Source organism: Micromonospora sp. M42 (assembly GCF_000568915.1).
GTDB lineage: Bacteria > Actinomycetota > Actinomycetes > Mycobacteriales > Micromonosporaceae > Micromonospora > Micromonospora chalcea.
This window is the reverse complement of record NZ_KK037233.1, coordinates 4,782,797-4,808,334: the sequence shown is the minus strand read 5'-3', so window position 1 is coordinate 4,808,334 and position 25,538 is coordinate 4,782,797. Positions and strand designations below refer to the sequence as shown.

25 protein-coding genes and 1 pseudogene are annotated in these 25,538 nt (G+C 73.4%); 13 read left to right on the top strand and 13 right to left on the bottom strand.

Going from position 1 to position 25,538, the window contains the following annotated elements; genetic code table 11:
• Positions 1-3: 3 nt before the first annotated feature.
• The 4 genes from MCBG_RS22145 to MCBG_RS22130 form a co-directional block, all read right to left on the bottom strand.
• Positions 4-954, bottom strand: a complete 951-nt coding sequence (locus MCBG_RS22145) for an SRPBCC family protein (protein ID WP_084789592.1) — start codon at positions 952-954, stop codon at positions 4-6.
• 2 nt (positions 955-956) lie between these two features.
• A complete protein-coding gene (locus tag MCBG_RS22140) occupies positions 957-1,364 on the bottom strand; it encodes a hypothetical protein (RefSeq protein WP_043327974.1) in 408 nt (135 codons plus the stop codon).
• 126 nt (positions 1,365-1,490) lie between these two features.
• Positions 1,491-2,000, bottom strand: coding sequence for a GNAT family N-acetyltransferase (locus MCBG_RS22135; RefSeq protein ID WP_043327973.1), 510 nt, complete (start codon positions 1,998-2,000; stop codon positions 1,491-1,493).
• A 149-nt stretch (positions 2,001-2,149) separates the two neighbouring features.
• Positions 2,150-3,052 (bottom strand): hypothetical protein, encoded by a 903-nt coding sequence (locus tag MCBG_RS22130; RefSeq protein ID WP_043327972.1) that lies wholly within the window; start codon positions 3,050-3,052, stop codon positions 2,150-2,152.
• Positions 3,053-3,203: 151 nt separating this feature from the next.
• Between MCBG_RS22130 and MCBG_RS22125 the strand changes: the two genes are divergently transcribed.
• Positions 3,204-3,416 (top strand): hypothetical protein, encoded by a 213-nt coding sequence (locus MCBG_RS22125; protein ID WP_013288875.1) that lies wholly within the window; start codon positions 3,204-3,206, stop codon positions 3,414-3,416.
• Positions 3,417-3,422: 6 nt separating this feature from the next.
• Here MCBG_RS22125 and MCBG_RS22120 read toward each other — a convergent pair whose 3' ends face one another.
• The 4 genes from MCBG_RS22120 to MCBG_RS22105 all read right to left on the bottom strand — a co-directional run bounded on the left by MCBG_RS22120 (position 3,423) and on the right by MCBG_RS22105 (position 6,981).
• Positions 3,423-3,887 carry a DUF3263 domain-containing protein gene (locus tag MCBG_RS22120; protein WP_043327971.1) on the bottom strand — a complete coding sequence of 155 codons (465 nt, stop codon included), beginning with the start codon at positions 3,885-3,887 and terminating at the stop codon, positions 3,423-3,425.
• Positions 3,888-4,023: 136 nt separating this feature from the next.
• A complete protein-coding gene (locus tag MCBG_RS22115; protein WP_043327970.1) occupies positions 4,024-5,037 on the bottom strand; it encodes an ABC transporter permease subunit in 1,014 nt (337 codons plus the stop codon).
• The gene (locus tag MCBG_RS22110) at positions 5,034-6,032 is read right to left on the bottom strand and encodes an ATP-binding cassette domain-containing protein (RefSeq protein WP_043327969.1); all 999 of its coding nucleotides are present in this window, start codon (positions 6,030-6,032) and stop codon (positions 5,034-5,036) included. Before MCBG_RS22110 ends, MCBG_RS22115 begins: the two co-directional genes overlap by 4 nt.
• 163 nt (positions 6,033-6,195) lie before the next feature.
• A complete protein-coding gene (locus tag MCBG_RS22105; RefSeq protein WP_043327968.1) occupies positions 6,196-6,981 on the bottom strand; it encodes a DeoR/GlpR family DNA-binding transcription regulator in 786 nt (261 codons plus the stop codon).
• A gap of 199 nt (positions 6,982-7,180) precedes the next feature.
• Here MCBG_RS22105 and MCBG_RS22100 point away from each other — a divergent pair, with 199 nt between their 5' ends.
• From MCBG_RS22100 to nagA, 3 genes are all read left to right on the top strand, one after another.
• Positions 7,181-8,110 carry an SIS domain-containing protein gene (locus MCBG_RS22100; protein WP_043327967.1) on the top strand — a complete coding sequence of 310 codons (930 nt, stop codon included), beginning with the start codon at positions 7,181-7,183 and terminating at the stop codon, positions 8,108-8,110.
• 79 nt (positions 8,111-8,189) lie between these two features.
• Positions 8,190-9,122, top strand: coding sequence for an ROK family protein (locus MCBG_RS22095; protein ID WP_043327966.1), 933 nt, complete (start codon positions 8,190-8,192; stop codon positions 9,120-9,122).
• The gene (gene nagA / locus MCBG_RS22090) at positions 9,119-10,228 is read left to right on the top strand and encodes an N-acetylglucosamine-6-phosphate deacetylase (protein ID WP_043327965.1); all 1,110 of its coding nucleotides are present in this window, start codon (positions 9,119-9,121) and stop codon (positions 10,226-10,228) included. The genes MCBG_RS22095 and nagA overlap by 4 nt, the downstream gene beginning before the upstream one ends.
• Positions 10,229-10,240: 12 nt before the next feature.
• Here the strand turns inward: nagA and MCBG_RS22085 are convergent, their stop codons facing one another.
• Positions 10,241-11,449, bottom strand: a complete 1,209-nt coding sequence (locus MCBG_RS22085; protein WP_030502801.1) for a DUF4032 domain-containing protein — start codon at positions 11,447-11,449, stop codon at positions 10,241-10,243.
• A 111-nt stretch (positions 11,450-11,560) separates the two neighbouring features.
• Between MCBG_RS22085 and MCBG_RS22080 the strand changes: the two genes are divergently transcribed.
• Both MCBG_RS22080 and MCBG_RS22075 read left to right on the top strand, forming a co-directional pair.
• Positions 11,561-12,334 carry a phosphatase PAP2 family protein gene (locus MCBG_RS22080; protein WP_043327964.1) on the top strand — a complete coding sequence of 258 codons (774 nt, stop codon included), beginning with the start codon at positions 11,561-11,563 and terminating at the stop codon, positions 12,332-12,334.
• A 47-nt stretch (positions 12,335-12,381) separates the two neighbouring features.
• Positions 12,382-13,622: pseudogene (locus MCBG_RS22075) on the top strand (APC family permease).
• A gap of 9 nt (positions 13,623-13,631) precedes the next feature.
• Here MCBG_RS22075 and MCBG_RS22070 read toward each other — a convergent pair.
• Positions 13,632-15,416, bottom strand: coding sequence for a potassium channel family protein (locus MCBG_RS22070; RefSeq protein ID WP_369799321.1), 1,785 nt, complete (start codon positions 15,414-15,416; stop codon positions 13,632-13,634).
• A gap of 87 nt (positions 15,417-15,503) precedes the next feature.
• Between MCBG_RS22070 and MCBG_RS22065 the strand changes: the two genes are divergently transcribed.
• The 4 genes from MCBG_RS22065 to MCBG_RS22050 all read left to right on the top strand — a co-directional run bounded on the left by MCBG_RS22065 (position 15,504) and on the right by MCBG_RS22050 (position 19,604).
• Positions 15,504-15,983, top strand: a complete 480-nt coding sequence (locus MCBG_RS22065; RefSeq protein WP_043327962.1) for an MSMEG_6728 family protein — start codon at positions 15,504-15,506, stop codon at positions 15,981-15,983.
• 228 nt (positions 15,984-16,211) lie between these two features.
• Positions 16,212-17,756 (top strand): FAD-dependent oxidoreductase, encoded by a 1,545-nt coding sequence (locus MCBG_RS22060; RefSeq protein ID WP_043327961.1) that lies wholly within the window; start codon positions 16,212-16,214, stop codon positions 17,754-17,756.
• Between the two features lie 54 nt (positions 17,757-17,810).
• Positions 17,811-18,947 (top strand): hypothetical protein, encoded by a 1,137-nt coding sequence (locus tag MCBG_RS22055; protein ID WP_043327960.1) that lies wholly within the window; start codon positions 17,811-17,813, stop codon positions 18,945-18,947.
• A gap of 216 nt (positions 18,948-19,163) precedes the next feature.
• A complete protein-coding gene (locus MCBG_RS22050; RefSeq protein ID WP_043327959.1) occupies positions 19,164-19,604 on the top strand; it encodes an HNH endonuclease in 441 nt (146 codons plus the stop codon).
• A 75-nt stretch (positions 19,605-19,679) separates the two neighbouring features.
• Here MCBG_RS22050 and MCBG_RS22045 read toward each other — a convergent pair whose 3' ends face one another.
• On the bottom strand, positions 19,680-20,303 hold the full coding sequence (locus MCBG_RS22045) for a TetR/AcrR family transcriptional regulator (protein ID WP_043327958.1): 624 nt from the start codon (positions 20,301-20,303) through the stop codon (positions 19,680-19,682).
• Positions 20,304-20,372: 69 nt separating this feature from the next.
• Between MCBG_RS22045 and MCBG_RS22040 the strand changes: the two genes are divergently transcribed.
• The gene (locus MCBG_RS22040; protein ID WP_043327957.1) at positions 20,373-20,924 is read left to right on the top strand and encodes a peroxiredoxin-like family protein; all 552 of its coding nucleotides are present in this window, start codon (positions 20,373-20,375) and stop codon (positions 20,922-20,924) included.
• A gap of 54 nt (positions 20,925-20,978) precedes the next feature.
• Here the strand turns inward: MCBG_RS22040 and MCBG_RS22035 are convergent, their stop codons facing one another.
• Complete coding sequence (locus MCBG_RS22035) at positions 20,979-21,746, bottom strand: enoyl-CoA hydratase/isomerase family protein (protein ID WP_043327956.1); 768 nt, start codon at positions 21,744-21,746, stop codon at positions 20,979-20,981.
• 41 nt (positions 21,747-21,787) lie between these two features.
• Between MCBG_RS22035 and MCBG_RS32620 the strand changes: the two genes are divergently transcribed.
• Positions 21,788-21,961: a hypothetical protein gene (locus MCBG_RS32620; RefSeq protein ID WP_223201293.1), complete on the top strand. Its 174-nt coding sequence runs from the start codon at positions 21,788-21,790 to the stop codon at positions 21,959-21,961.
• Positions 21,962-22,508: 547 nt separating this feature from the next.
• Here MCBG_RS32620 and MCBG_RS22030 read toward each other — a convergent pair.
• The gene (locus tag MCBG_RS22030) at positions 22,509-24,908 is read right to left on the bottom strand and encodes a M4 family metallopeptidase (protein WP_043327955.1); all 2,400 of its coding nucleotides are present in this window, start codon (positions 24,906-24,908) and stop codon (positions 22,509-22,511) included.
• Positions 24,909-25,079: 171 nt separating this feature from the next.
• Between MCBG_RS22030 and MCBG_RS22025 the strand changes: the two genes are divergently transcribed.
• Positions 25,080-25,529, top strand: coding sequence for a protealysin inhibitor emfourin (locus MCBG_RS22025; protein ID WP_140946391.1), 450 nt, complete (start codon positions 25,080-25,082; stop codon positions 25,527-25,529).
• Positions 25,530-25,538 lie beyond the last annotated feature (9 nt).

Below are 25,538 nucleotides of genomic sequence, written 5' to 3'. Positions count from 1 at the left end.
CGGTCAGCGCTCGTCGCGGCGGCGGGCACGCTCCGGTGCCGTGAGGACCGGCTCGTCGGCGTACTCGTCGTCGGCGAAGTCGTTGCCCTCGTCGTAGGCGGCGTACTCGTCGTCGGCCGGCCCGGTCTCTCCCCGCTCCTCCCGGAGCGCGGTCTCGTGGTCCTTGACGACCTGGGAGTCCTCGATCTCGCCGCGCCAGCCCTCGACCGCGTCCGGGTCGAGCACGGTCCGGGTCATCACGTGCCGGACGAAGTGCTTCAGCTCCAGCCGGACCCGGCGGCCCTGGGCCCGCCACAGGTTGCCGGTGTGCTCGAAGAAGCCCCGCGGGTGGTACTGCAGCACGACCAGGATCCGGGTCAGCTCCGGGGCGACCTCGTGGAAGCTGACGCTGCCGTCGACCGAGCCCTTCTCGCCGGTGGACCGCCAGTGGATGAGCCGGTCCGGGATCTGCCGCACGATCGTCGACTCCCAGGTCCGGTGCGACCAGAGCACCTGCGCCTTCCAGGTCATCTTCTCGTCGTCGCAGTCGGCCTGTTCGACCTTCTTCATGAAGCTCGGGAAGTCGCCGAACGTCGTCCACTGGTTGTAGGCGACCCGGACCGGTACGCCGACCTCGATGGTCTCGACGATGTTGGTGACCTTGAGCTTCCGGCCGCCGTCGCCGCCGCCCTTGCGGCCGAACGCCGCCATCAGCTTCTCCCTACCGCCGGCCACGCCGGCATGGAACATGGCCTTCACCGGGGAGCTGCCCTCGGCGAGCTTCCGCGCGCCGGTGGCGGCGGCGACCAGGCCGGGGTCGCCGCCCTGCTGCGCGTACTCGCTGAGTCGTCCGGTCGCGGCGGTGACCCGGTCGCTGATCGCCTGGACGGCCCGTTCACCGAGAGCCGCGGCGAGGTTGCGCAGCTCGCCGCCGATCTCGTCGCGTACCCGGCCGGTCAGATCGGTCGTCGCCATCGTCACCGCCCCCGCTGCTGTCGGTCCGGCGCCTCGGGCTGCTCGTCCAGCTCCGGTTCCTCGTCCGGCGCGGAACGCTCGGCGTCCGGCCGGCCCGGGCCGCTCCGGCGGCGCAGCGCGTCGGCCCCGTCGCGCAGCCGGCCGCCGATCGCGTCGATGCCGCTGCCGGCGGCGGCGGTCGCCGCGGCCCGCCCGGCCGCCACCAGCGGCGGCGCCAGCCCGCCGAGGTTGCGCAGCTGCGGACTGGCGCCCATCAGATCCGCGCCGAGCCGCTTGATGCCGCCGGGACGCTGGCTGGCCCGCCCGGCGGCGACCGCCGCGGCGAGCGTCAACGCGGTACGCATCTTCCTCCGGCGACCCAGCAGGTAGCCGAAGCCCACCGCCAGCGCCACCCGTGCTCCGCTTTTCATCCGCTCTCCTCCGCACTCCCCGGGGCGCGAACTACCCGTCACCCCGTTGGGAAAACATTTCCTCAGGGGAACGGAAAAGGCGGCCGAAACTTCACGTCAAGCGTCAGGGAGCTGCAAGAACGGGTTTCAGCGGATCGGCAGCGCCGAGTCGAGGCACATTCGGGCGTGCACTTCTCCGCCCTCCTCGCGCAATTCCGCACCGCATTTACGAAGAACGGAGAGAGCGCCCGCGTTGTCCGGCGTGGTGTCCGCGACCACTGTGTGCATCCCGGCCGCCGCGGCGGTGTGCAGCAGCTGCCGCAGCGCGGCGGCGCCGAGACCCCGGCCCCGGGCGGAGCGGCCCAGCCACATGCCCGTCTCCACAGTGCCGGGCTCGTCCCGGCGGGTCATCCGGATCATGCCGACGACCTCGCCGCCGGAGACGATCGCGTACATGGCGGTGCGGGTCGGGCCGTCGAGTCCGCCGAGGTTCGCCCGGTGGAACTCCCGGAACGCGTCCCGGCGGGCGAGCGACCAGCCCGCGGGCGCCTGCACCGGAGGCATCACGTCCTCCGGTTCCGCCTCCGCCGCCGCTACGGAGAGCAACGGTTCCAGGTTCCGCTCGTCCACCGGCTCCAGCCGTACCGCACCCGTCACGAGGCGCAGTCTGCCGCTACCTGTCCGGGCCGTCCACCCCTTTGGGCCCGGATTGCCGCTATGGCCGACCGCCTCGGCCGGTCGTACCCCCGGGGTGTTCCGCCTCACGCTGCGTTGTCATCCGACCGGGTGTTCCGGCGTGAGCGTGCTCACGCCGGAGGAGCGAACTCGCACAGCACCACCGAGGCGTCGTCGGTGCGCTTGCGCCGCCGCAGCCGCTCCGGGTGGTCCCGCTCGGCCGCGCGGACCCGGTCGATCAGCCCTTCCGGGCCCGCCACGGTCAGCACCTCCAGCAGCCCGGCCCAGTCGAACAGGCCGAACTGGTCGACCGCGCAGGAGGCGCCGTCGCTGAGCAGCGCGGCCCGGCGCAGCGCACCCGGACCGCGCAGCGGAAGCGTGCCGGTCAGCGCGTGGTACGCCGCGTCCGGGTCGCTCGCCGCCGCCCAGTAGCCGTGGGTGCGGTTCATCCGGGTCCGCTGCACCGTCGTCGCCCGCCGGAACCGGGTCGCCGGGTCGGTCTCGCCGTCGGGCAGCGCGGCGGCGTTGCGCCGCAGGTCGGCCACCGCGTCCGCGAGCCGGTCGTCGGTGACCACCTCGATCCCGCGGTCGGTGTCGAGCACCAGCGGGCTGTCGCAGAGCACCAGGTAGTCGACCCGGTCGCCGCTTTCCCGCAGCAGGCAGACGGTGGACGAGGGGGTGCCGGGATGGTCCAGGTCGCACGTCCCGCCGTGGTCGGCCCGGACCGCGAGGATCGCCGCCGCGAGGCTGCTCATCAGCGTGGCGGCGGGCCGCGCCGCGATCGCCAGGCCGATCCGGGCGGCCAGGTGCCGGACGTACCAGGCGGGACCGTGCACGCATCCGGTGTCGAAGCCCTCCGGCACGGTGGCCCCGTCGAGGACGCCGACGAGCGGGCCGATCCGGAAGACCACGTCCTCGTTCTCCGGGCGGCCCGGCGCCGGGTCGGAGGCGGAACGCACCCGCATCACCGGCGCCTCCCCGGCCGGGCGGGCCGGCCCGCTGCCGATCGCGTACCGGCGGTCCGGTGCTCCCATCGTCGCCTCCGTTCGTCGTCGCCGGCCGCCTACCCGGCCCGCGCCAGGTCATCCGCCACCGGCCCGATCGCGGTAACCCTGCGTCATTACTCCCGCACTTTCGGTAGCGTCGAACGCGACCGGGTCGGTCCCGGTGACAGGGGGATTCGAGATGTTGGAGCGGTTGCACGAGGGCGGCATCCGGGCGGAGCACGCATACCTCGCCGGGTTCGTCAGCATCGGCCTCTCGGTCACCAGCTGGTTCCTCTCCAAGCACATGGAGCGCGCCGGAGTGGCGCGGGCGGACCGCTGGGGCATCTTCATCGGCGAGTGGGCGCCGACGTTCTTCGCCATCGGCAACGGGCTGCGCACGTACGAGAAGTGAGGCGGGTCAGCGCCGCCGGTTGCGGGCCCGCGACGAGCGCAGCCGGCGCAGCCGGCCGATCAGCACCGGATCGGCGGCGAGCGCGGCCGGGTGGTCGAGCAGCGCGTTGAGCAGCTGGTAGTAGCGGGTCGCGGAGAGCCCGAACGTGTCCCGGATGGCCTGTTCCTTGGCTCCGGCGTGCTTCCACCACTGCGCCTCGAAGGCGAGGATCCGCTGCTCCCGCTCGGTGAGGCCGGCCGGCGTCGTGCCCGCGGCGCCCGTATCCGCCGCTTCCGGACCGGGCTGCTCGACCGGCGCGGTGGACTCGACGGGCGGCGACCCGGGCCGGACGGACTCCGACGGCTCCGACGGTGCGGTGGACTCGACGGGCGGAGCGGTGCGCGGTGGCGGAACCGTCCCGCCCGCGTGGCGCGTACCCGCTGCCGGGCCGGACGGGTCGACGGCGGCCCGCTGCGAGGCGTCGGCGGACATGGCGCTCCTCTCCGACGGCGGGTGACCGGCACGCGGAGCGCGCCGGCCGGGGGAGCCCCAGCGTAACCAGGGCCGCCCCCGGCCGCATCGGACGCGGGGTCCGCGCCGCCGGGGGGAGCCGGCGGCGCGGACCAGGTCAGGCGATGTCCCGCCGCCGCATCGTCCAGAACGCGGCCACGACCGCGCCCACCAGGGCCACGCCGAACACCACAGCCGACTGCTGCCAGGTGACCACGTACGTGGCCGGCTCGCAGGCGCCCTGGGAGAACTGACAGGTGTCGTAGTCGAACAGTTCCGCCTGCTTCAGGAACCACGACTGGGCGTACGTGGAGAGCACGTACCGGTCGCCGAACTGCACCCCGAGCACGGCGACCGCGATCCGGATGCCGATCTCACTCACCGCGAAGATGCCCACCGCCGCGCCGAGCGCCATCGCCGTGTGCCGGCCCAGCGAGGCCAGCGCGAACCCGACCGCCGCCACGAGGAGCGTCATGCCCAGCGCGCGCAGCCCGTCCAGCCCGATCGACTGCCACACCCCGGCGGTCATCTTCGCGGTACTGCCCCGCTGGCCGGCGATCAGCCAGAACGCCGCCGTCCAGAGCGCGCCGAGCACCACGGTCAGGCCGAACACCGTGGTCAGCAGGGCGGCCAGCTTCGTGCCCAGCACGGTCAGCCGCTTCGGTCGCCACAACAGCAGGTTCATCATCCCGCCGGTGTTCCACTCGGCGCCCACGAAGGAGGCGCCGACGATGAAGCCGAACAGCGCCACGGAGGCGGCGAACACGGCGATGAACATGGGGAACTCGGCCCGGAAGTCGAACTGGTACGGCAGGTACCACTTCGCCTCGAACATGTCGGGCTGCGGCTGGTAGTCCTTGCCGCAGTTCGGGCCGTACCGCTCCTCGGTCTTCTCGCCGCGCGCCTGGGCCGCCTCGCACTCCGCGACGTTACGCTTCCAGTCCGTCATCGCGGACTGGTAGTCGTTGTTCGCCTTGGCCTCGGCCTCGGCCACCACCACGGGCGAGAGCTTCTCGCTGGAGAAACTGAACGCGGTCGCGACGGTGGCCAGGCCGAGCACCAGGAGCACGAGCATCAGCCGGGTCACCCGGCGCTTGCCGAGCCGGCGCAGCTCGGTGACGAACAGGCTCATGCGCCCCAACCTCCTGCGGTGCCGGTCTGGTCGACCTTGGCGGACTGATCGACCTGACGGTGCTGGCCGGGGACCGGCGCGGTGGCGGTCAGTTCGAGGAAGACGCTCTCCAGGTCGACGGCGACCGGGGTGAGCTCGCTGACGTACAGGCCCTGCTCGGCGAGTAGGCGGCTGACGGTGGCCGGCTTGTCCACACCGGACAGCATCAGGTGGTCCGGCTCGGCGGTCACGCCGACCCCGGCACGGCTGAGCGCGTCGGCGGCCTGGGGCAGGTCGTCGACCGCCTCCAGGCGTACCCGCACGGCGCCCTGGGAGTGGGCCGCGAGCACCTGGTCGACCGGTCCGAACGCGACCCGGCGGCCGAGCGAGATGATGGTGACCGAGTCGCAGATGAGTTGGATCTCGCCCAGGATGTGGCTCGAGAGCACCACAGTCATCCCGGCCTCGGACAGCTCCCGCATCAGCCCGCGCATCTCCCGGATGCCGCCCGGGTCGAGGCCGTTCGCCGGCTCGTCGAGGATCAGCAGCTTGGGGTTCTTGAGCAGCGCGGACGCGACCGCGAGGCGCTGCTTCATGCCGAGCGAGTAGGTCTTGACCCGCTCACCCGCCCGGTCGCGCAGCCCGACCAGCTCCAGCACCTCGTCCACGCGCTGCTTGGGCAGCTCACCCGCCTGGGCGAGCAGGCCCAGCGTGTCCCGCGCGCTGAAGTGCGGGAAGAACTGCGGACTCTCCACGATGGCGCCGACCTGCCCGGCGACGGCCGGCAGCGCGTGCGGCAGCTCCTGACCGAGGATCGCCATCCGGCCGCCGTTCGGCTTGATCAGGCCGAGCAGCGTACGCAGCGTGGTGGTCTTGCCCGAACCGTTCGGGCCGAGGAAGCCGTGCACCTGGCCGGCTTCCACTCGCATGTCGAAGCCGTCGAGCGCGTGGCGGACCCCGCGCTTCCGGCTCCGGTACGTCTTGCGGAGACCTTCGATCTCCAGGACAGCCGACACAGCTGACCTCCCCCGATAAGTAGGCGTCAGCGACACCATACGCGGTATGCACCGGATGGCAATACCCGGTATGCAGTGTCGGCGCGTCGAGGCGCGTCGAGGCGCGTTAAAAAGGGGCCCCTCCTCTACCGCAGGCGTTAAGAAGGGTCCCTTCCTTGCGCCGTCAGGCGCAGACGACGTGGACGCCGGCCTCGCGGAACGCCGCCACGACGTCCGGGGACGCGCCGGAGTCGGTCACCAGCGTCTCGACCCGGTCCACCGGGCAGATCCGGGCGAACGCGTGCCCACCGAGCTTCGAGGAATCGGCTATCACGACGACCCGCTTGGCGCGGGCGACCATGAGACTGTTCATGGCCGCCTCCCCCTCGTGGTGCGCGGCGGCGCCGAGCTGCGGGTCGATCGCGTCCACGCCGAGCAGCGCGACGTCGAGCGTGACCTCACGCAGCAGCGCCCCGCCCAGCGGGCCGACCAGCTCGAACGACTTGGGCCGGACCACGCCGCCGGCCACCACCACCTTCATCCGCGAGCGCACCAGCAGCTCGTTGGCGATGTTCAGCGCGTTGGTGACCACGGTGAGCTGGGCGCCCTCCGCGCTGGTGTTGAGGTCGGGGCGTACGGCCAGAGCCCGCGCGACCTCGGTGCTCGTGGTGCCGCCGTTGAGGCCGACCACCGTTCCCGGGGAGACGAGGGCGGCGGCGGCCGTGCCGATCCGCTGCTTCTCGGCCGAGTGCTTCGCGGTCTTGTAGCGCAGCGGCAGGTCGTAGGAGACGCCGTTGGCGACCGCGCCACCCCGGGTACGGGTGATCATCTGCTGCTGGGCGAGCTGGTCGAAGTCACGCCGGATGGTGGCCTGGGAGACGTCCAGCCGGTCGGCCGCCTCCTCGACGGTGACCCGGCCGCTGTCGGTCAGCATCTCCAGCAGCGCGTTCCAGCGCGCGTAGCGGTCCACCGCTGGGGCCTCCCTGACTATGCGTGAACGGTGATCGGTTGCGTGCACACTAGTGCGCGAAACTCAGTCCGCGCAAAAGCCTTCGCTGCGCGAACTTGGAGACAGTTGCCACAACCACGCCGCTTCGCGCAGAATGACGCGCGAAAGACGGCAGTATCGCGCCGTATTGCGCAAGGGTTTTTCCCGGCGAGGAGTTGTCATGGCGTACGTGCACGCGGAGATCGCGAGCCAGCCCGACTGCTGGCGGGAGGCGGCGCGACTCGCTCCGACCGTCGCCGAGCGCCTGCCGCGCCCCGGCGAGCGGGTCGCGGTGGTCGGTTGCGGCACGTCGTGGTTCATGGCCATGGCGTACGCCGGGCTGCGCGAGGCCGCCGGCCACGGCGAGACCGACGCCTTCCAGGCCAGCGAGTTCCCCACCGGCCGCCACTACGACCGGCTCATCGCGATCACCCGCTCCGGCACCACCACCGAGGTGCTCGACCTGCTCGCCGCGCTGCGCGGGCGGATCCCCACCACGGTCCTCGTCGGCGACCCGGACTCGGCCGCCGTCGCGTCCGCGGACGCCACTGTCGCGCTCCCCTTCGCCGACGAGCGGTCGGTGGTGCAGACCCGCTTCGCCACCACCGCGCTCGCGCTGCTGCGCGCCCACCTCGGCGAGGACCTCAGCCGGCTCGCCGCCGACGCGGAGGTGGCCGTCCGGGCCCCGCTGCCGATCGACCCGGCCGGCATCGAGCAGGTCACCTTCCTCGGCCGCGGCTGGACCGTCGGGCTGGCCCAGGAGGCCGCGCTGAAGTGCCGCGAGGCGGCCACGTTCTGGGCCGAGGCGTACCCGGCGATGGACTACCGGCACGGCCCGATCTCGGTCGCCGCCCCCGGCCGGCTGGTGTGGGCGCTCGGCGAGATCCCGGACGGCCTGCCGGAGGACGTGGCCGCCACCGGCGCCGCGTTCGTGCACAGCCGCACTCACGGCTGGCGCACGGTGCTGACGAGCTGGGCGGCCGGGCGCAACCCGGTCGACCCGATGGCCGACCTGATCCTGGCCCAGCGTTTCGCGGTCGCGCTCGCGACCACCCGTGGCCTCGACCCGGACGCGCCGCGCCACCTGACCCGGTCCGTGGTCCTGGCATGAGCGAACGCACCGAGCGCAGCGAGGGCCGTGAGCGCATGCCCAGTCAGCACGGCGTGAGCGAGCGAAGCGAGCCCACGGCGTGAGTGGAGGCGACGAGGTCGTCGTCGCGCTGGACGTGGGCGGCACCGGGATGAAGTGCGCCCTGGTCCGGCCGGACGGCACGACAGTGCACACCGAACGGCACGACACCGGCGCGCAGCGCGGCCCGGAGGCGGTGGTCGGCACGATCCTCGACGTGGCCGAAGGGCTGGCCGGCAAGGCCCGCGCCGACGGCCATACGCCGGTGGCCTGCGGCATCGCCGTACCCGGAGTGATCGACGAGGCGCGCGGCGTGGCGGTCTGGTCGGCGAACGTAGGCTTCCGGGACGTACCCCTGCGGGAGCTGGCGGGCACGCGGCTGGGACTGCCCGCGGCGCTCGGCCACGACGTGCGTGCCGGCGGCCTGGCCGAGGCGCGCCTCGGGGCCGGGCGGGACGCCGGCCACGTCCTGTTCGTCGCCATCGGCACCGGCATCGCCGCCGCCCACGTGGTCGACGGGTCGGCCGCCACCGGCGCGCACGGCGCCGCCGGGGAGATCGGCCACATCCTGGTACGGCCCGGCGGACCGCGCTGCGGCTGCGGGCGGACCGGCTGCCTGGAGGCGGTGTCGTCGGCCTCGGCGATCGGACGCCGGTACGCGGAGCTGTCCGGCGCGCCCACCACCGCCGCCCAGGTTGCCGAGCGCGCGGCGGCCGGTGAACCGCTCGCCGTGGAGGTGTGGCAGGACGCGGTCGAGGCGCTCGCCGACGGACTGGCCACCGGGCAGGCGCTCTACGATGTGTCGACAGTGGTGCTCGGCGGCGGGCTGGCCCAGGCCGGTGCCCGGCTGTTCGACCCGCTGCGGGCGGCGCTGCGCGAGCGGCTGACGTTCCATCGCGAACCGCGCCTGGTCGCGGCCGACCTCGGCGACGAGGCCGGCTGCCTCGGCGCCGCCCTGCTGGCCCTGGACACCCTGGTGAAGGAGAGTCGATGACCCGGCGCGTGACCGGCAAGGTGGTGACCCCGACCGGCGTCATCCGGCAGGGCTGCGTGGAGATCGCGGACGGGCGGATCACCGCCGTCGCCGAGTATCCGTCGGTGCGCGACGGGCACTGGATCGTGCCGGGCTTCGTGGACATGCACACCCACGGCGGCGGCGGGCACACGTTCACCACCGGCGACCCGGAGGCGGCGCGGCAGGCCGCCGCGTTCCATCTCGGGCACGGCACCACCACGCTGCTGGCCAGCCTGGTCAGTTCCCCGTTCGAGCTGATGCGCGACGCCACCGCCGCCTACCGCCCGCTGGTCGAGTCCGGCGTGCTCGCCGGCGTCCACTTCGAGGGCCCGTACCTGTCTGCCGACCGCTGCGGCGCGCAGAACCCGGAGTTCCTGCGGGACCCGTCCACGGCCGAGCTGACCGAGCTGATCGAGCTGGGCGGCGGCGCGGTACGCATGGTCACGCTCGCGCCGGAACGCGACGGCGCCACCAAGGCGATCGAGCTGCTGGTGTCGCAGGGCGTGGTGGCGGCGGTCGGGCACACCGACGCGACCTGGGAGCAGACCCGCGCGGCGGTGGCCGCGGGCGCGACGGTCGGCACCCACCTGTTCAACGGGATGCGCCCGGTGCACCACCGTGAGCCCGGCCCGGTGGTGGCGCTGCTGGAGGCCCCGAACGTGGTGTGCGAGCTGGTCGCCGACGGGGTGCACCTGCACGACGGGATGCTCGGTTTCGCCACCTCGGTGGCCGGCCCGGAGCGGGCCGCGCTGATCACCGACGCGATGGCCGCCGCCGGCATGCCCGACGGCGAGTACGAGCTGGGCGGCCAGGCGGTCACCGTGGCCGGCGGGGAGGCCCGGCTCGCCCACAACGGCGCGATCGCCGGCAGCACGCTCACCATGGACGCCGCGCTGCGGCACGCGGTCGGCGCGGGCGTGGCCCTGCCGGACGCCTGCCGCATGGTCGCCACCACCCCGGCCCGCGCGATCGGCCTGGGCGACCGGGTCGGCGCGCTGGTCGCCGGGCTGCGCGCCGACCTGGTGGTGCTTGACGACGACCTGAACGTGGTGCGGGTGATGCGCGGCGGTAACTGGGTGGAGTGACCCGCCCGGCGGTCAGGCGGTGGGCACCTCGACGCCGAGTACCGCCTGCTCGTCCGGCCGGTGCACCAGCACGTCCGCCAGGTACGACTGCACCGCCCGGCGCATCCCCACGTCCCGCCCGGCCTGCTCGGACAGCAGCCACTTGTGCTCGATGATCTGGGCGAACAGCTCCTGCGGCTCCAGCTTGCGGCGCAGGTGCGCGGGCACCGCCCGGACCACCGGCTCGAAGACCTCGGTCAGCCAGCGGTGCGCCGCCTGCTGCTCGTCGGTCAGGTCGCTCTCCACCCGGTAGGCGTCCAGGTCGTTGAGGAGCCGGCGGGCCTGGTTCTCCTCCGCGTCCAGGCCGGTGAGGCGCAGCAGCCGCCGGGTGTGGTAGCCGACGTCGACCACCTTCGGCCGCACCAGGTAACGCCCGTTGTCGACAGTGGACATCGCCACCTCGGCCACGTCGAAGCCCAGCTCGTTGAGGCGGCGGATGCGGCGCTCGATGTCGTGCCGGGCAGCGCGCTCGACCTGCTGCTCGTAGGTGATCTCGTGCCAGAGCTGCTCGTAGCGCCGTACGACCTCCTCGCAGACCACCTCCGGGTCGATCGACTCGTGCAGCAGGCCGGCGGCCTGCAGGTCGAGCGCCTCGCCGAAGATGTTGACCCGGGCGATCTCCAGGTCCTCGCCGCGCTGCCCGTTGGACAGCGACGGGTGCAGCGCGCCGGTCTCCGCGTCCACCAGGTAGGCGGCGAACGCGCCCGCGTCCCGCCGGAACAGCGTGTTGGACAGCGAGCAGTCGCCCCAGAAGAAACCGGTCAGGTGCATCCGGACCAGCAGCACCGCGAGCGCGTCGAGCAGACGGTTCATGGTCTCCGGCCGCAGCGTGCGGGAGAACAGCGCCCGGTAGGGCAGGGAGAACTGGAGGTGGCGGGTGATCAGCACCGGGTCCAGCGGCTCGCCGTCGTCGCTCTGCCGGTCGGCCACGATGGCGACGGCCTCCACCGACGGGAAGTCGATTCGCTCCAGCGCCCGCAGCAGGTCGTACTCGCGCTCGGCGACCCGCTCGCCGGTCTCCTTCACCGCGTAGACGTACCCGCCGAGCCGGACGAACCGCACGATGTGCCGGGAGATGCCCTGCGGCAGCGCCACCAGGTGCTCGGCAGGCCACTGCTCCAGCGGGGTCGACCAAGGGAGGTCGAGCAGCGCCGGGTCGACGAGAGCCGAGGTGATCCGCACGGCAACCAGTGTGACCGCTCACCCCCGGACCGCGCTTCCCTTCGTGGCTCGGCACACAGCCGCCGATGCCCGCGCCGCCCCGGCGCCGTCGGCGGCCGGTAGCGTGGTCGCGTGCGTCAGACCTCAGGGGTACGCGGTCACCTGCGGCTGCGGCCGGTCCGGCCGGCCGGGTGGTGGTTCGACGGGCTGCTGCTCGCGTCAGTGGTGGCGCTCACCGTGGCGCTCGCCTCCGGGCACCTGTTCGGGCTCGACCGGGCGGTCGCCGACTGGTCCGACGAGCACCGCCCGACCGCCGCCCGCTGGGTGGCGATGACGCTCAACCTGCTCGGCCAGGGCACCCCGCTGACGCTGCTCGCGGCCGGGCTGGGCGTGCTGCTGGCGCTGCGGCTGCGCTCGGTGCGGCCGATCCTGCCGCCGGTGGTCGCGTTCGTGCTGACGTTCTTCACGATCGGGCCGCTGAAGGTGTGGACGGCCCGGCCGGCGCCGAGCGCCTCGGTCAAGGAGCCGTTCCTGTCGCCCGAGCAGACGCTGCCGCTGTTCCAGCACGACCTGCCGGTCCGCTTCGCCCAGTCGTACCCGTCCGGGCACGTCGCCAACGCGATCGTCTGGTACGGCGTGCTGGCCCTGCTACTGGCCCCGCTCGTGCGCACGGTCGGCCGGACCGTGCCGCCCCGGCTGGTCACCGTGGTCCGGGTGGTGCCCCCGGCGGTGGTCTTCTGCACCACCGTCTACCTGGGCTGGCACTGGCTCACCGACTCGATCGCCGGTCTGCTGCTCGGCCTGCTGCTGGACCGACTGCTGCGCCGGGTGCCCTGGGACGACCTGCCGCTGCCGCGCCGGCTCGGCGACTGGCGGCGGCCGGTCGACTGGTCCGCGCCGGGCTGACCGGGCGACCGCACCCGCTGTTCACCGCACGCTCCTAGGCTGCCGGTGTGGAACAACTGGCGCGGCGACTCGGCGTACCCGACGCGGTCGTCATCGGTCTCGGCTCGATGCTCGGCGCGGGCGTCTTCGTGGTCTTCGCCCCCGCCGCGGCGGCAGCCGGCGGCGTCGGTCTGCTGGTCGCGCTGGCGGTCGCCGGCTTCATCGCCTACTGCAACGCCACCAGCTCGGCCCGGCTCGCCGCCCGCTACCCCGAGTCCGGCGGCACCTACGTCTACGGCCGGGAACGGCTGCACCCGTTCGCCGGTTTCCTGGCCGGCTGGGGCTTCGTGGTCGGCAAGACCGCGAGCTGCGCGGCCATGGCGCTGACCGTCGGGGCGTACCTGTGGCCGGGGCGGGCGCGGCTCGTCGCCGTCCTCGCGGTGGTGGCGGTGACGGTGGTGAACCTGCGCGGCATCGGCAAGACCGCCGCCGCCACCCGGGTGCTGGTCGCGCTGGTGCTCACAGTGCTCGCCGTGGTGGCGGTGACCGGCGCCCCGCAGGTGGCGGCCGACCGGCTCACCGCCCCCGCCGACCTCGGGGTACGCGGTGTGCTCACCGCCGCCGGGCTGCTGTTCTTCGCGTTCGCCGGGTACGCGCGGATCGCCACGCTGGGCGAGGAGGTACGCGACCCGGAGCGCACCATCCCGCGCGCGGTGCCGCTGGCGCTCGGCGCGGTGCTGGCGATCTACCTGACGCTGGCGGTGGTCGCGCTCGGCGTGCTGGGCGCCGACCGCTGGCGTCCACCGACGCGCCACTGGTCGAGGTGGTGACCGCCGCCGGCACCCGGGGACTGGCCTGGCTGGTCCGGGCCGGCGCGGCGGTAGCGGTGACCGGGGTGCTGCTGTCGCTGCTCGCGGGCGTCGGCCGCACCTCGCTGGCGATGGCCCGCCGCCGGGACCTGCCGCGCGCGCTGGCGGCGGTGCACCCGCGCCACCGGGTGCCGCACCGCGCCGAGCTGGCCGTGGCCGCCGTGGTGATCGCCGTCGTCGCGGTCGGCGACGTCCGGGGCGCGATCGGCTTCTCCAGCTGCACCGTGCTGGTCTACTACGCGATCACCAACGCGGCGGCGCTGACGCTCGGCCCGGACCCGGCCCGGCGTGTCCCGGCCCGGCTGCTCGCCGCGCTGGGGCTGGTCGGCTGCCTGGTGCTGGCGGTCAACCTGCCGCTGCCGAGCGTGCTCGCCGGGTTCGGCGTGCTCGCGCTCGGCGCGCTCGGGTACACGGTCCGCCGCCGTCGTCGACCTGCCTGACGCGGCCGGTCACTCCTCCGGGCGGCGCGCGGCGGGTGGACCGGCGGGCGCCGGCGGCGGCGCGGGCGTGGTCTCCCGCAGCAGCGCGGTCAGCCCGGCCCGCCGGGCCACCACAGTCAACCGGTCACCGGCCTGGATCACCATCCGCGGATCGGCCGTCCAGTCGGCTTTCTGGTTCGGCCGGGTGTACGCGAGCAGGCGTACCTCGCCGGGCCGGGCCACCGCGCTCAGCGGACGCCCGTCCAGCGGTGAGCCCGCCACCACCGGCACCTCGGTGACCAGCAGCGCGTGCCGGTCGACCGGGATGGTGGCGACGACCGCGCGGTCCAGCAGCGCCGCCGCGAACGACGGCGCGGCCAGATAGGACACACTGCGCGAGATGCCGATGCCGAACGCCTGCTGGATCCGCTCGGCGAAGTCGCCGTCGAACAGCCGCAGCACCACCCGCAGGTCCGGGTCGAGCGACCGGGCGATCAGCGCGGCACGCAGGTTCGTCCCGTCGTCGGTGGAGACCACCACCAGCGCCTGGCAGGTGTCGACGGACGCGGACCGCAGCGTCTCCTCCCGGCCCGCGTCGCCGACGATCAGCGGCACCCCCAGCCGGTGCGCCAGCGCGGCGCCCCGCGCGTCCGCGTTCTTGTCGATCGCCACCACCTCGACGCCGAAGTCGTGCAGCTGGGCCATCACCCGGGTGCCGATGTTGCCCAGCCCGACCAGCACCACGTGCCCGGAGCGGTCCGGCTGGACCCGGCCGGCGTGCAGGGCCAGCCGGGCGTTTACGACGCCGTCGACCACCGCTGCGGTGATCAGCGGGATCAGCGCCAGCCCGGCCAGGTTGAGCACCACCTGCATGACCTGGGCGGCGACCGGCTTGTTGACGTCCGGGTCCTGGCCGGTGAGCGTGGTGACCAGCGTCAGGTAGACCGCCTCGCTCCAGCTGACGTCGGCGGCCCGCGCGTTGAGCCAGCCCAGCACCGCGATCACCCCGAGCAGCACCAGCACCGCGATGCCGATCTTGCGGGTGGCGAAGTGGCGGACCGCGCGCAGCAGCACCGCCGCCGGCTGCCGTCGCCGCCGCGCCCGCACCAGCCGCCGCGCGGCCACCTCCGTGCCCGCCGGCCGGCCGGTCGCCTCGGCCAGCACCACGTCGGCCGCGGCCTCGTCGGCGGGCAGCACCCGGACCAGGTCCGGGTCCGTGGTGACGGCCAGGCCGCAGACCACGTCCTGCGGGCGTACGTCGTCGCGCCGCGCCACGTACAGCGTGCGCCCGGCGTGCCGGAAGTGGGTCGGCGCCACCTCGCCCAGCGCTGCGGCGACGAAGGCGGGCGCGGCCATCGAGGCGTCGGAGAGCACCGCCGAGTCGGGGAAGAGCTGGCGCAGCCCGTCCGCCAGGTTGGTGTTGAACATGCGCACCACCAGGCGCAGCCGGGACTCGACCTCCTGGGCGCAGAGCGCGGCGTGCATGTTGCCCACGTCGTCCTGGTTCAGCAGCGCCAGCCCGGCCGCGCCGGCCAGTCCGGCCCGGCGGAACGCCGCCTCATCGAGGCGTTCGGCGGTGACGACCCGTACCCCCGGCACGTCCCGCCCGTCCGGGCCCTCGGACCGGCGGCGGGCCGGCACCACGAGCGTGACCCGCACCCGCCCGTCGGCACTGTCGGTGGCGAGCAGCGACCGGACCACCCAGTAGGCGAGCGGATCGGAGCCGCACACCACGAAGTGGGGGCGTTCGTCCCCGTTCATCCGGAGCCGCCAGCCGGTCGCGCGGCGTGCGCGGTCACGCAGGGGCTCGGCCATGTCCGGATGGTAGTCAGCCGCTCGCGGTACGCGCAGCCCCCTCGATCATGAACGCATGGCGTGGCCGGGTACGGGTAGAGCACCGGCATGCAGACGTTCCTGCCGTATCCGGACTTCCTGGCCAGCGCCCGGACGCTGGACCAGAAGCGGCTGGGCAAGCAGCGCGTGGAGACGATCCAGGTGCTGCGCGGCCTGACCCGGCCGGACTACGGCTGGCGCAACCATCCCGCCGTGAAGATGTGGGCCGGGTACGAGGAGGCGCTGACCCGGTACGGGCTGGACATGTGCGCGGTGTGGTGCGAGCCGGGCCGGGCCGACACCTGCGCCGGCACGCTCGCCACCGACCTCGCCACCGCCTGCGGCATCGCGGTGATCCGCACCCAGGACGAGCTGGCCGCCGCCGGTGAGCTGCCGCCCTGGCTGGGCCGCGACGACCTGCACCGCAGCCACCGGTCGTCGCTGCTACGCAAGGACCCGGTCCACTATGCGCGGCTGTTCACCGACGTCTCCCCCGACCTGGAGTACGTCTGGCCCCCCTCCGACCGCCCCCGCCACTGCCTGGAGTGAAAGGAAGGGCCCCTTTTTAACGCCTCCGGTAGAGGAAGGGCCCCTTGTTAACACCTCCCCCACGCCGCCGCGCGGCGCACTCGGCGCGCGGGCGGCCGGCGCGCGGCGCGGACGTAACCGGGCCGCCCCGGCGTTAAGAAGGGCCCCCGCACATCCGTATGCGTTAAAAAGGGCCCCTTCCTTTCACCTCGGGCAGACTGGGGGGACCACCGACTGAAGGATGCCCCCGTGAGTCTGTCGCAAGTGGTAGGTCGCCTGATCGGCGTACGCGAGCACGTGGTGGACCCGGGCGGCGGTGGCGCTCCCCGCGTGCCGCGACCGGTCGCGGCGCTGGTGGTCGGCGGCGGCATCGCCGGCATGTCGGCGGCGGTGGTGCTGGCCGAGCGCGGGGTTGCGGTGACCGTGCTGGAGGCCGCGCCGCACCTCGGCGGCCGGCTCGGCGCCTGGCCGGAGGAGCTGCCCGACGGCGTCCAGCGCAACGAGCACGGCTTCCACGCGTTCTTCCGGCAGTACTGGAACTGGCGGTCGATCCTGCGCCGCGTCGACCCGGCGCTGGGCTTCCTCAAGCCGATCCCGGGTTACCCGATCCTGTCCGAGCAGTGGCCCACGGAGGAGTTCGGCAAGCTGCCGCCCGCGCCGCCGGCGAACCTGCTGGCACTGCTGCTGCGCAGCCCGAGCCTGCGCCTGGCGGACCTGCGCACGATGGATCGGGACGCCGCGCTGCCGCTGCTCACCTACGACCCGGTGCGCACCTACGAGGAGTTCGACGAGCGCACTGCCGACGAGTTGCTCACCTCGCTGCGGCTGCCGGACCGGGCGCGGGCCATGCTCTTCGAGGTCTTCTCCCACTCGTTCTTCAACCACGAGGCCGAGATGTCGGCCGCCGAGATGATCGCGCAGTTCCACTTCTACCTGCTCGGCAACCCGGAGGGGCTGGCGTTCGACTGCCCGGACCGGGACTACGCGACGGCGATCTGGGAGCCGCTGACCCGGCACGTGGAGAAGCACGGCGGCCGGGTGCTGACCGGCGCTCCGGCGGCCCGGCTGGACCGTACCCCCGAGGGCTGGCGCGTCACCGGCGCGGACGGCGACGTCTGGGAGGCGCCGCACGTGGTGCTCGCGGTGGACCCGCCGGCGCTCGCCGCGCTGGTCGCCGCCTCGCCCGGCCTGGTCGCGGCGGCGCCCGAGCTGGTGGCGCGGATGCCCGCGTTCGGCACACCCGGACCGCCGTACGCGGTGGCGCGGTACTGGATGGACGGGGACGTCCGCCCGGACCGGGCGGTGTTCAGTGGCGTGTCCCGGCAGCCCACGCTGGACTCGGTGACGCTCTACCACCGGCTGGAGGACGAGCCCCGCCGCTGGGCGGAGCGGACCGGCGGCTCGGTGGTGGAGTTGCACGCGTACGCCTGCGAGCCGGACGTGCCGGCCGACGAGCTGGCCGCCCGGATGCTGCGGGAGCTGACCGCGCTCTGGCCGGAGGTGGCCGATCTGCGGGTACGCGAGTTGCGCGCCCGGGTCGAGGCGCAGGCACCGGCGTTCACGCCGGGTAGCCACGCCGGGCGGCCGGGGGTGGAGACCGACGCGGCGGGCCTCTACCTGGCCGGGGACGGCATCCGCACGGAGTTCCCGAGCGCGCTGATGGAACGGTCGGCGGCCACCGGGATCATCGCGGCGAACCACATCCTGCGTGCCGAGGGGGCGTCGGCCGAGGCGGTCCGCTCGATCCGTCCGCGCGGCCTGCTGGCCGGCAGGGTGGGCCCGAAACGGTCATAGGCGGACGAAAACGCCTCTACGCTCGACTGATCCGATGACACGGGAGGTCGGGCGGTGAGCACCGCGACGCGGGAGCGGCGCGACGAGGAGCACGGGACACCACGGGACGAACGGACCGCGGTGGTCACCGCGCTGCGACTCGGCTGGTCGATGGCGGACGCCTACCACCACGCGCAGACCGCCGACCTGACCGACGGCGGGAACCGGCCGACGGTCGCGCCGCCGAAGCTGTCGAACCTGACCGAGCTGGCCGGGTGGCACCGGCTCGGCATGTACCTGGACGGCGTGGACGTGGCGCTGGCGCAGATCGCGCCGCTGACCCCGGCGGGCCGTACCGTGCCGTCCACCGCCGCCGCCCGCCGCGCCACCGGCGCCGACCGGGACCCGTTGCTGCGGGCGCTCGACGACCTCAACATCGACGTGCTGCGCTGGACGATGGCGACGAACCACCGGGTGGGTGTGGCGTACCGGCTCGGGCGCTCGCTCGCCGACACCGTACGGCGCGGCGACGCCGACCGGCTCCCGGGCCGGTTCGGTGGCCGGCACCTCCAGATCGGCAGGTGGCTGGACGAGCTGGCGAGCGTGCTGCCGCCGTACTCGGCCGCCGTGGTGCGCCGCTCGCTCGCCGCCTGGGCCACGGCTGTCGGCCGGGCCACCGTCGGCGACCCGGGCGAGGCCGGACTCGCCGACCTGGCCCGGGAGCTGCGCAACCAGGGCGACCTGTGGCAGGACGTGCTCACCGGTGGGCTGCATCCGCGCGACCTGCTGGACGAGGAGAACTGGGCGGTGATCGCCCGCAACGTCGTCATCCGGGACCGGAAGCTGGTGGCGCAGGCGGCCCGGGGCATCTTCTGGCCGGTGCTGGCACCACTGCTTGTGGTGCTGCTGGCGGTGGTGGGTGTCAGCGCCGCCGCGGCGGCCGGCTCCCCCACCACCCGGGCGGCGGTGGCGCTCGTCGGCCTCGGCGCCGGGCTCACCGCGATCTGGCGGTCGATCTCCACGCCGACGCTGTCGGTGGCCGCCGAGGTGAACCGTCCGCTGCTGGACAGCGAGCTGGTGGTGCAGATGACCGCCCGGATCGACCGGCCGCTCGCCGCCGCGCGAAGCGCCGGCCGGGCCGGACGGCAGCGGCGACCCACCGAGGACGGATCGAAATACGTTGGCCACGATTCCCGAATCGATCTACCGTGAGCGAGCAAGGTCAACCACCGTTCCAGGAGCCGTCGATGTCGCTGCGATACGCCACCACGATGACGTCGTGGCTGCTCGGCGACGGCTGCCGGGAACACGGTCCCTGGCCCGGAGGGCACGACTGACGCGCGTCGCGCGTCCCCGTCGTCGCCGCCCGGTCCCGTGGACCGGGCGGTTTTTTCGTCGCCGTACCGCCGATCGTGAAGGGAGAGCCCGGTGGACGCCGTCCTCGTCATAAACGCCGACCTCGGCCCGCTGCACCGGGTCACCGTCAAGCACGCGATCCGGATGCTCTGCCGCCGGGTCGCCGAGATCCACGAGGCCGAGCCGGACCGGGTGATCGGCGTCTTCCCGCTGCCGCGGGTGGTCCGCCTCGTCCGGTACGTGGTGACCCGCTGGCGGTTCAGCGCCGGCCCGGCCTGGTCTCGGGCCGGGGTGCTGGCGCGCGACCGGCGGCGGTGCGCCTACTGCGACGGCGCGGCCAGCACGATCGACCACGTCCTGCCCCGCTCGCGCGGTGGCCGGAACACCTGGGGGAACACCACCGCCGCCTGCTACGCGTGCAACCAGCGCAAGGGTGACCGGACCCCGGCCGAGGCGGGCATGCCGCTGCGGCGGGCTCCGGTGACGCCGAGCTGGGCCGCGCTGGCGCGGTGACGGACGGCCGGCGGGCACAGGGGGCGGTGTCGGGGGTACGCCCCGGCGCCGCGCCCGCCGGTCCCACCAGTGCGCCTACCTGTCGAGACGCCGGGCCAGCCCGTCGAGCAGGAGGTCCAGCCCGCCGCCGAACTCGTCCTCCGGTACGACCACGCCGGCGTCGCGCGCGGTCGCGGCGAGCAGGGGGAACTCGTCGCGGGGCAGCGCCGCGATGACAGCCGTGCCGGGCCCGGCCAGCGCGCCGAGGTGTTCCATCTGGATCGCGCCGACCACGTAGCCGAGCAGGGCGCGGAACGCGATCACCCGTCCGGTGCCGGTGAAGCCGGCCCCGGTCAGCACCGCGAGCACCGCCTCGCCCCAGCGCAGGATCGTCGGCGAGCGGTGCCGGTACGCGGGGAGCAACGGCACCACTGCCGGGTGGAGACCGACCGCGCGGCGTACCCGCTCGGCCAGGTCCCGGATGCCGTCCGCCCACGGGACGTCGGGCGGCGGGCGGGTGTCGACCGGTTCGAGGACCCGCTCGACGACGAGCGCTTCCAACTCGTCGCGGTCGGCGACGTAGCGGTAGAGGCCCATCGTGCTGGTGCCGAGCTGCGCGCCGACCGCGCGCATGGTGAGGCTGGCGAGGCCGTCCCGGTCGAGCACCGCGAGCGCCGCGTCGGCGAGCTGGGCCGGGGTCAGGGAACGGGGACGAGGCATGGCCTTGACAGCGTACAAGATACGCCTACGGTTGTAGGAGTACGTCGTACGCCTACAACGGGAGCGCGCATGGACGTCGTCACCCCTCGCCATCTCACCAGCGTGACCGGTGCCCAGGTCGCCCTGCCGGACCCGGACCGCCTCATCCACCTCCAGTTCCGTCGCTTCGCCGGCTGCCCGGTCTGCAACCTCCACCTGCGCTCGATCGTCCGCCGGCACGCCGAGATCGAGGCGGCGGGCGTACGCGAGGTGGTGCTCTTCCACTCCCCCGCTGACGAGTTGCGCGAGCACGTCGCCGACCTGCCGTTCGCCGTGGTGGCCGATCCGGACCGGCGGCTCTACCGGGAGTTCGGGGTGGAGTCGGCGCGGCGGTCGCTGCTCGACCCGCGCGCCTGGCTGCCGATCCTGCGCGGCGTGGCGATCAGCACCTGGCACATCCTGCGCGGACGGGAGCGGTCGCCGTCCCTTACGCCGCACGGCGGCCGGTTCGGGCTGCCGGCCGACTTCCTGATCGCGCCGGACGGGCGGGTGCTCGCCGAGAAGTACGGCGAACACGCCTCCGACCAGTGGTCGGTGGACGAACTGCTGGCCCAGGTCAGCCGGAGCCGGTCGGCGCGGTGACCGCTGGATCGCCGGTCGGGACGTACCCGCCGAGGGGTGCCGGGCAAACGGCGGTCAGTGGGCGGTCGGCGGGGTCCAGCCGAAGCGCGGCGGGCGGCGCTCGTTCATGGCCGCCACCCCCTCGCGGGCCTCGCCGCTGTCCCGCACCTGGCCGTGCCACCAGGCCAGCCGGTCGGCGTCGGCGCGTCCGTCGACGATCTCCTTCGCGGCGGCCACCGTGAGCCGGGAACGCTCGGCGATGGTGGCGGTCAGCGTTGTCACCCGCCCGGCCAGCTCCCCGGCCGGCAGCACCTCGTCCACCAGGCCGATCCGCAGCGCCCGCTCGGCGTCGACCAGCTCGCTGCTGAACAGCAGGTGCTTGGCGGCGGACGGACCGACGAGCGCGGCCAGCCGGCGGGTGGTCGGCGCCGGGTAGACCAGGCCGAGCCGGGCCGGGGGTACGCCGAACCGGGCCTCCGCCGAGGCCAGCCGCAGATCGCAGGCGACGGCGAGCTGGCAGCCGCCGCCCACGCAGGCGCCCTCGATCGCGGCCACAGTGGGACGGCCGAACGCGGTGAGCCGTTCCTCGGCGGCCACCGCGATGCTGCCGTCTCCGGCGGCCAGCAGCTCGTCCAGGTCGCCGAGGTCGGCCCCGGCGCAGAACGTGCCGGCCGCGCCGGTGAGCACCAGCACCCGTACCGCCGGGTCGGCCTCCAGGCCGTCGAGCAGCACCGGGAGCTGCCGCCACATGGCCGGGGTCATGGCGTTGCGCCGGGCCGGGTTGTGGATGACCACGGTTGCCACCGGGCCGTCCACCCTGACCGTGAGTTCCGCGTCGGACATGGTGCGACCGTAACGGGCGGGGCCCTTCGTCGACGCCGTTCGTGGTCTCGGCGACGACGTTCCGGGTGCCGTACGCCGAGGCGCTGCGCACCCACCGGCTGGCGCTCGCGGTGGCCGAGTCGGCGCGTACCGGCCGGCCGGTGGCGCTGCCCACCGGCCCGGCGTCGCGGCTGACCGCGCCGGTCGTGGACGCGGGGGTGGGCGTCGATGCGTGACCGGGTGGGGGTGGTCGGCGGCCCGGGCCGGGTCGAGCTGGCCGAACTGGACGCGCCGGGAGCTGCGCGAGGGCACCGTTCCGGGTTGGAGATGCTCTACAGCTGCGTGTCCGCTGGCATCGAGCTGAGCTTCGTCAAGGGCACCAACCTCGTACTCTGCACGTCTGCGCAGGGGCGATTTACGTCACGCGCGAGACACTGCTCTGCTAGCAATCCGGGAGCGCTCTCCTACCATACTCTCCGGCTGCTACAGAGCTTAAGTCATTGCCTAGATTTTCTGGAGAAGATACGCTCCCCTATGCGATCACTGTCTTTCCTATCATCTGCGAGAGCATCGCCCGAGGCTAGCATTAAACCGCCAAGTCCAATAGTGGCGCTGGTGGGGCTTCATAGATAGTCTCACTACATTTTATAGGAGAAGGCCCTGGCCCCTTTACATGTGCAATGTACGAACGGGCCTCCGGCGAGCCAGCCGATAATCGGCGGCCACCCGCGTGGGGTGGCCGCCGGGCCCCGGGGTCGGGCGGTCAGGTCAGGTCAGGTCAGGTCAGGAGACGTTGACAGCGGTGTCGTCGAGCACGAACGACGTCTGCAGGGAGACGTCCTCGGTGCCGGTGAACTTCAGCGTGACGGTCTGCCCGGCGTACGACGCCAGGGAGAACGACTTCTGGCTGTAGCCGCTGGCCTTGTTCAGGTTCGAGTAGGTCGCCAGCGTGGCCAGCACCGAACCGGAGGAGTTGAGCACCTGCACGTTCAGCTTGTCGTACTGGACGCTGCTGGTGGTCTCGGCCGAGTCGATGTGCAGCCAGAACGAGAAGGTGTACGTGGAGCAGCCGCTCGGCAGGCTCACCGACTGCGACAGCGAGTCGGTGCGGGTGGTGCCGTAGCCGTTGAGCCAGGCGTTCCACGTACCGGTGCGGGTCGGCTGGCCCTGCGAGCCGTACTGGCCGATCACGCCGGAGGTGGAGGTCCAGACCGTGTTGCCGGACTCGAAGCCCGGGTTGCCGAGCTTCTGGCCCGCGCCGGTGCAGCCGCCGCCGGTGCCGTTCACCGTCAGCGAGAACGTGGCGGTCTTCGTGCCGGACGCCGCGCTGCCGGTGACGGTCACCGAGTAGGTGCCGGTCGGCGTGCTGGAGCTGGTGGAGATGGTGAGCGTGGACGAGCCGCCCGAGGTCACCGAGGAGGGGCTGAACGACGCGGTGGCGCCGGTCGGCAGGCCGGACGCGGAGAACGTCACGGTCTGCGCGCTGCCGTTGGTGGTGGCCGTGGCGACGGTGGCGGTGACCGAACCGCCCGCGGTGACCGACCCGGCGGTCGGCGAGAGCGAGACGGAGAAGTCGTTGCCGGTGGAGCTGCACGGCGCGTCGTTACCGGCGACGTTCACCGCGGTCCAGGCGGCCTGGACGGTCTTGTACTCGGTGGAGCAGTTGCCGTACAGGTCGGTGGCGGCCCGCAGGGTGTACGCGCGGGCGGTGTTGGCCGGGTTGCTGGTGTTGACGTACGAGGTGTTCGAGGTGAAGTACACGTCGAGCGCCCGGTACCAGATCTTCTCCGCCTTGGTGCGGCCGATGCCGGTGACCGCCGGGGCCGAGCCGCAGACCGGCGAGGTGCCGTACGCGGTGGCGCCGGTGCCCTCGGCGAGGTTGAAGAAGAAGTGGTTGCCGACGCCGGAGGAGTAGTGCACGTCCTTGTTCTTCGTGCTGGTGGACCAGCAGGAGTCGGACGAGCCGTCCAGCGACGGGTTGTACATGTAGCGCAGCGGCGTACCGTTGCCGTTGATGTTGATCTTCTCGCCGACCTGGTAGTCGCCCGGGTCGCTCGGCGCGGCGGCGTAGAACTCCACCATGTTGCCGAAGATGTCGCTGGTGGACTCGTTCAGGCCACCGGACTCACCGGAGTAGACCAGCCCGGCCAGCGCCTCGGTGACGCCGTGGCTCATCTCGTGGCCGGCGACGTCCAGCGAGACCAGCGGGCGGGAGTTGCCCGAGCCGTCGCCGTAGGTCATCTGGGCCCCGTCCCAGAAGGCGTTGACGTAGTTGTTGCCGTAGTGCACCCGGCTCGGCACGCCCTGGCCGTTGCCGAAGATGCCGTTGCGGCCGTGCACGTTCTTGAAGTAGTCGAACGTCTTGGCGGCGCCGAAGTGGGCGTCCACGGCGGCCGACTGCCGGTTCGAGGTGGCGCCGTTGCCCCACGCGTTGTCCGCGTCGGTGAACGTGGTGCAGGTGGAGGTCCCGTTGTTCATGTCGCAGGTGCGGCCGTTGCCGCGTACCGGGTCGATCATCTGGTACGTGCTGCCGGAGAGCGTGGTGTCGATGGTGACCGAGCCGGTGTAGATGCCCTGGCCGGTGCCGGCCACCGTCTCGATCTCGTCGTACGAGCCGATCACCTTGCCGGTGGTGGCGTCGGTGACGACGTGCAGCTTCGACGGGGTCTGCTTGTCCGCCTTCCAGCCCGTCGCGACGGTCTCCCAGGCGAGGCGGCCCTTGCCGCTGCTGGCGTCGACGAACAACTCCGGCGTGCCGACCGAGGTGAGCGAGCCGGAGAACGTCTTGCGGGCGCTGGCCTTGGCCGCGTCCGCGCCGACCTTCGCGGTGGTGCTCAGGGTCAGCGGGGCGTCGAGGCTGACCGACGCGCTGGTCATGGTGCCGTTGGGGGCGGTGTGGATGACGAAGTCACCGCCGTACACCCGGAGACCCTGATAGGTCCGGCTGTACCGGGTGTGCGCCGCCCCGGAGGGGTCGACCTTGGTGCGGACGGCCTGATAGGCCTCACCGCCGGCGCCCTTGACGACGCCGGGGTTGGCGCGCAGCAGGCTCGCGGCCTTGGCCGCGGCCGAGGTCTCGGGGCTGGGGGCGGTTGGCGCTGCCGCTTGCGCCGAGGTGGTGACGCAGGCCAGCACGCTGCTGGTGAGCAGCGCTGCGCTGACGGCGGCGACGGATCTTTTCACGGGCCCTCCTGGAAGGCGAATGTTGTGACGGGGGTAGTCACTGATGTAGATATAGCGATACATCGACGAACGTGAAAGAGGCTGGCGGGAACCCGCCGGAGACACTGACCGAACGGATGAGGAGGACCGGTGGACCGGAACCGGGTGGTCCCGTCGCGCGTCCGAACCGGTATGAGAGCTGCCCCCGCCGTGGCGGCCGTCGCCGCCCTTCTCGTCCCGCTCGCCGGCTGCGCCCGCACCGACGCGCCACCCGTCGTCACGGACGGGCCCTCGCCGCTGGCCACCGAGGTCGTGCTCGTGAAGTCGGGCGGCATCGCCGGGCTGACCGACACCGTCCGGGTCGGGCCGGACGGCCACTGGACCCGCACCGACCGCGCCGGCGCCTCCCGAGAGGGGCAGCTCGCCGCGGAGAAGCTCACCCGGCTGCGGCAACTCGCGGCCGACCCCCGGCTGGCCGCCGAAGCCGCCGTCACCGCGCCGGCGACCATGTGCGCCGACGCGTTCAGCTACCGGCTCACCGTCGGGCCCAACCAGGTCAGCTACGTGGACTGCCCGCCGCAGGCCACGCCGCCCGCCGTCACCGCGCAGGTGGTGGACCTGCTCAACGGCGCCACCGGCTGACCGGCGCCG

What these genes read in the sequence shown, in the direction of transcription:
- MCBG_RS22145 (WP_084789592.1), bottom strand. Translation starts at nt 954, where the DNA reads ATGGCGACGACCGATCTGACCGGCCGGGTACGCGACGAGATCGGCGGC.
- MCBG_RS22140 (WP_043327974.1), bottom strand. Translation starts at nt 1,364, where the DNA reads ATGAAAAGCGGAGCACGGGTGGCGCTGGCGGTGGGCTTCGGCTACCTG.
- MCBG_RS22130 (WP_043327972.1), bottom strand. Translation starts at nt 3,052, where the DNA reads ATGGGAGCACCGGACCGCCGGTACGCGATCGGCAGCGGGCCGGCCCGC.
- MCBG_RS22125 (WP_013288875.1), top strand. Translation starts at nt 3,204, where the DNA reads ATGTTGGAGCGGTTGCACGAGGGCGGCATCCGGGCGGAGCACGCATAC.
- MCBG_RS22120 (WP_043327971.1), bottom strand. Translation starts at nt 3,887, where the DNA reads ATGTCCGCCGACGCCTCGCAGCGGGCCGCCGTCGACCCGTCCGGCCCG.
- MCBG_RS22115 (WP_043327970.1), bottom strand. Translation starts at nt 5,037, where the DNA reads ATGAGCCTGTTCGTCACCGAGCTGCGCCGGCTCGGCAAGCGCCGGGTG.
- MCBG_RS22100 (WP_043327967.1), top strand. Translation starts at nt 7,181, where the DNA reads ATGGCGTACGTGCACGCGGAGATCGCGAGCCAGCCCGACTGCTGGCGG.
- nagA (WP_043327965.1), top strand. Translation starts at nt 9,119, where the DNA reads ATGACCCGGCGCGTGACCGGCAAGGTGGTGACCCCGACCGGCGTCATC.
- MCBG_RS22070 (WP_369799321.1), bottom strand. Translation starts at nt 15,416, where the DNA reads ATGGCCGAGCCCCTGCGTGACCGCGCACGCCGCGCGACCGGCTGGCGG.
- MCBG_RS22065 (WP_043327962.1), top strand. Translation starts at nt 15,504, where the DNA reads ATGCAGACGTTCCTGCCGTATCCGGACTTCCTGGCCAGCGCCCGGACG.
- MCBG_RS22045 (WP_043327958.1), bottom strand. Translation starts at nt 20,303, where the DNA reads ATGCCTCGTCCCCGTTCCCTGACCCCGGCCCAGCTCGCCGACGCGGCG.
- MCBG_RS22040 (WP_043327957.1), top strand. Translation starts at nt 20,373, where the DNA reads ATGGACGTCGTCACCCCTCGCCATCTCACCAGCGTGACCGGTGCCCAG.
- MCBG_RS22035 (WP_043327956.1), bottom strand. Translation starts at nt 21,746, where the DNA reads ATGTCCGACGCGGAACTCACGGTCAGGGTGGACGGCCCGGTGGCAACC.
- MCBG_RS22025 (WP_140946391.1), top strand. Translation starts at nt 25,080, where the DNA reads ATGAGAGCTGCCCCCGCCGTGGCGGCCGTCGCCGCCCTTCTCGTCCCG.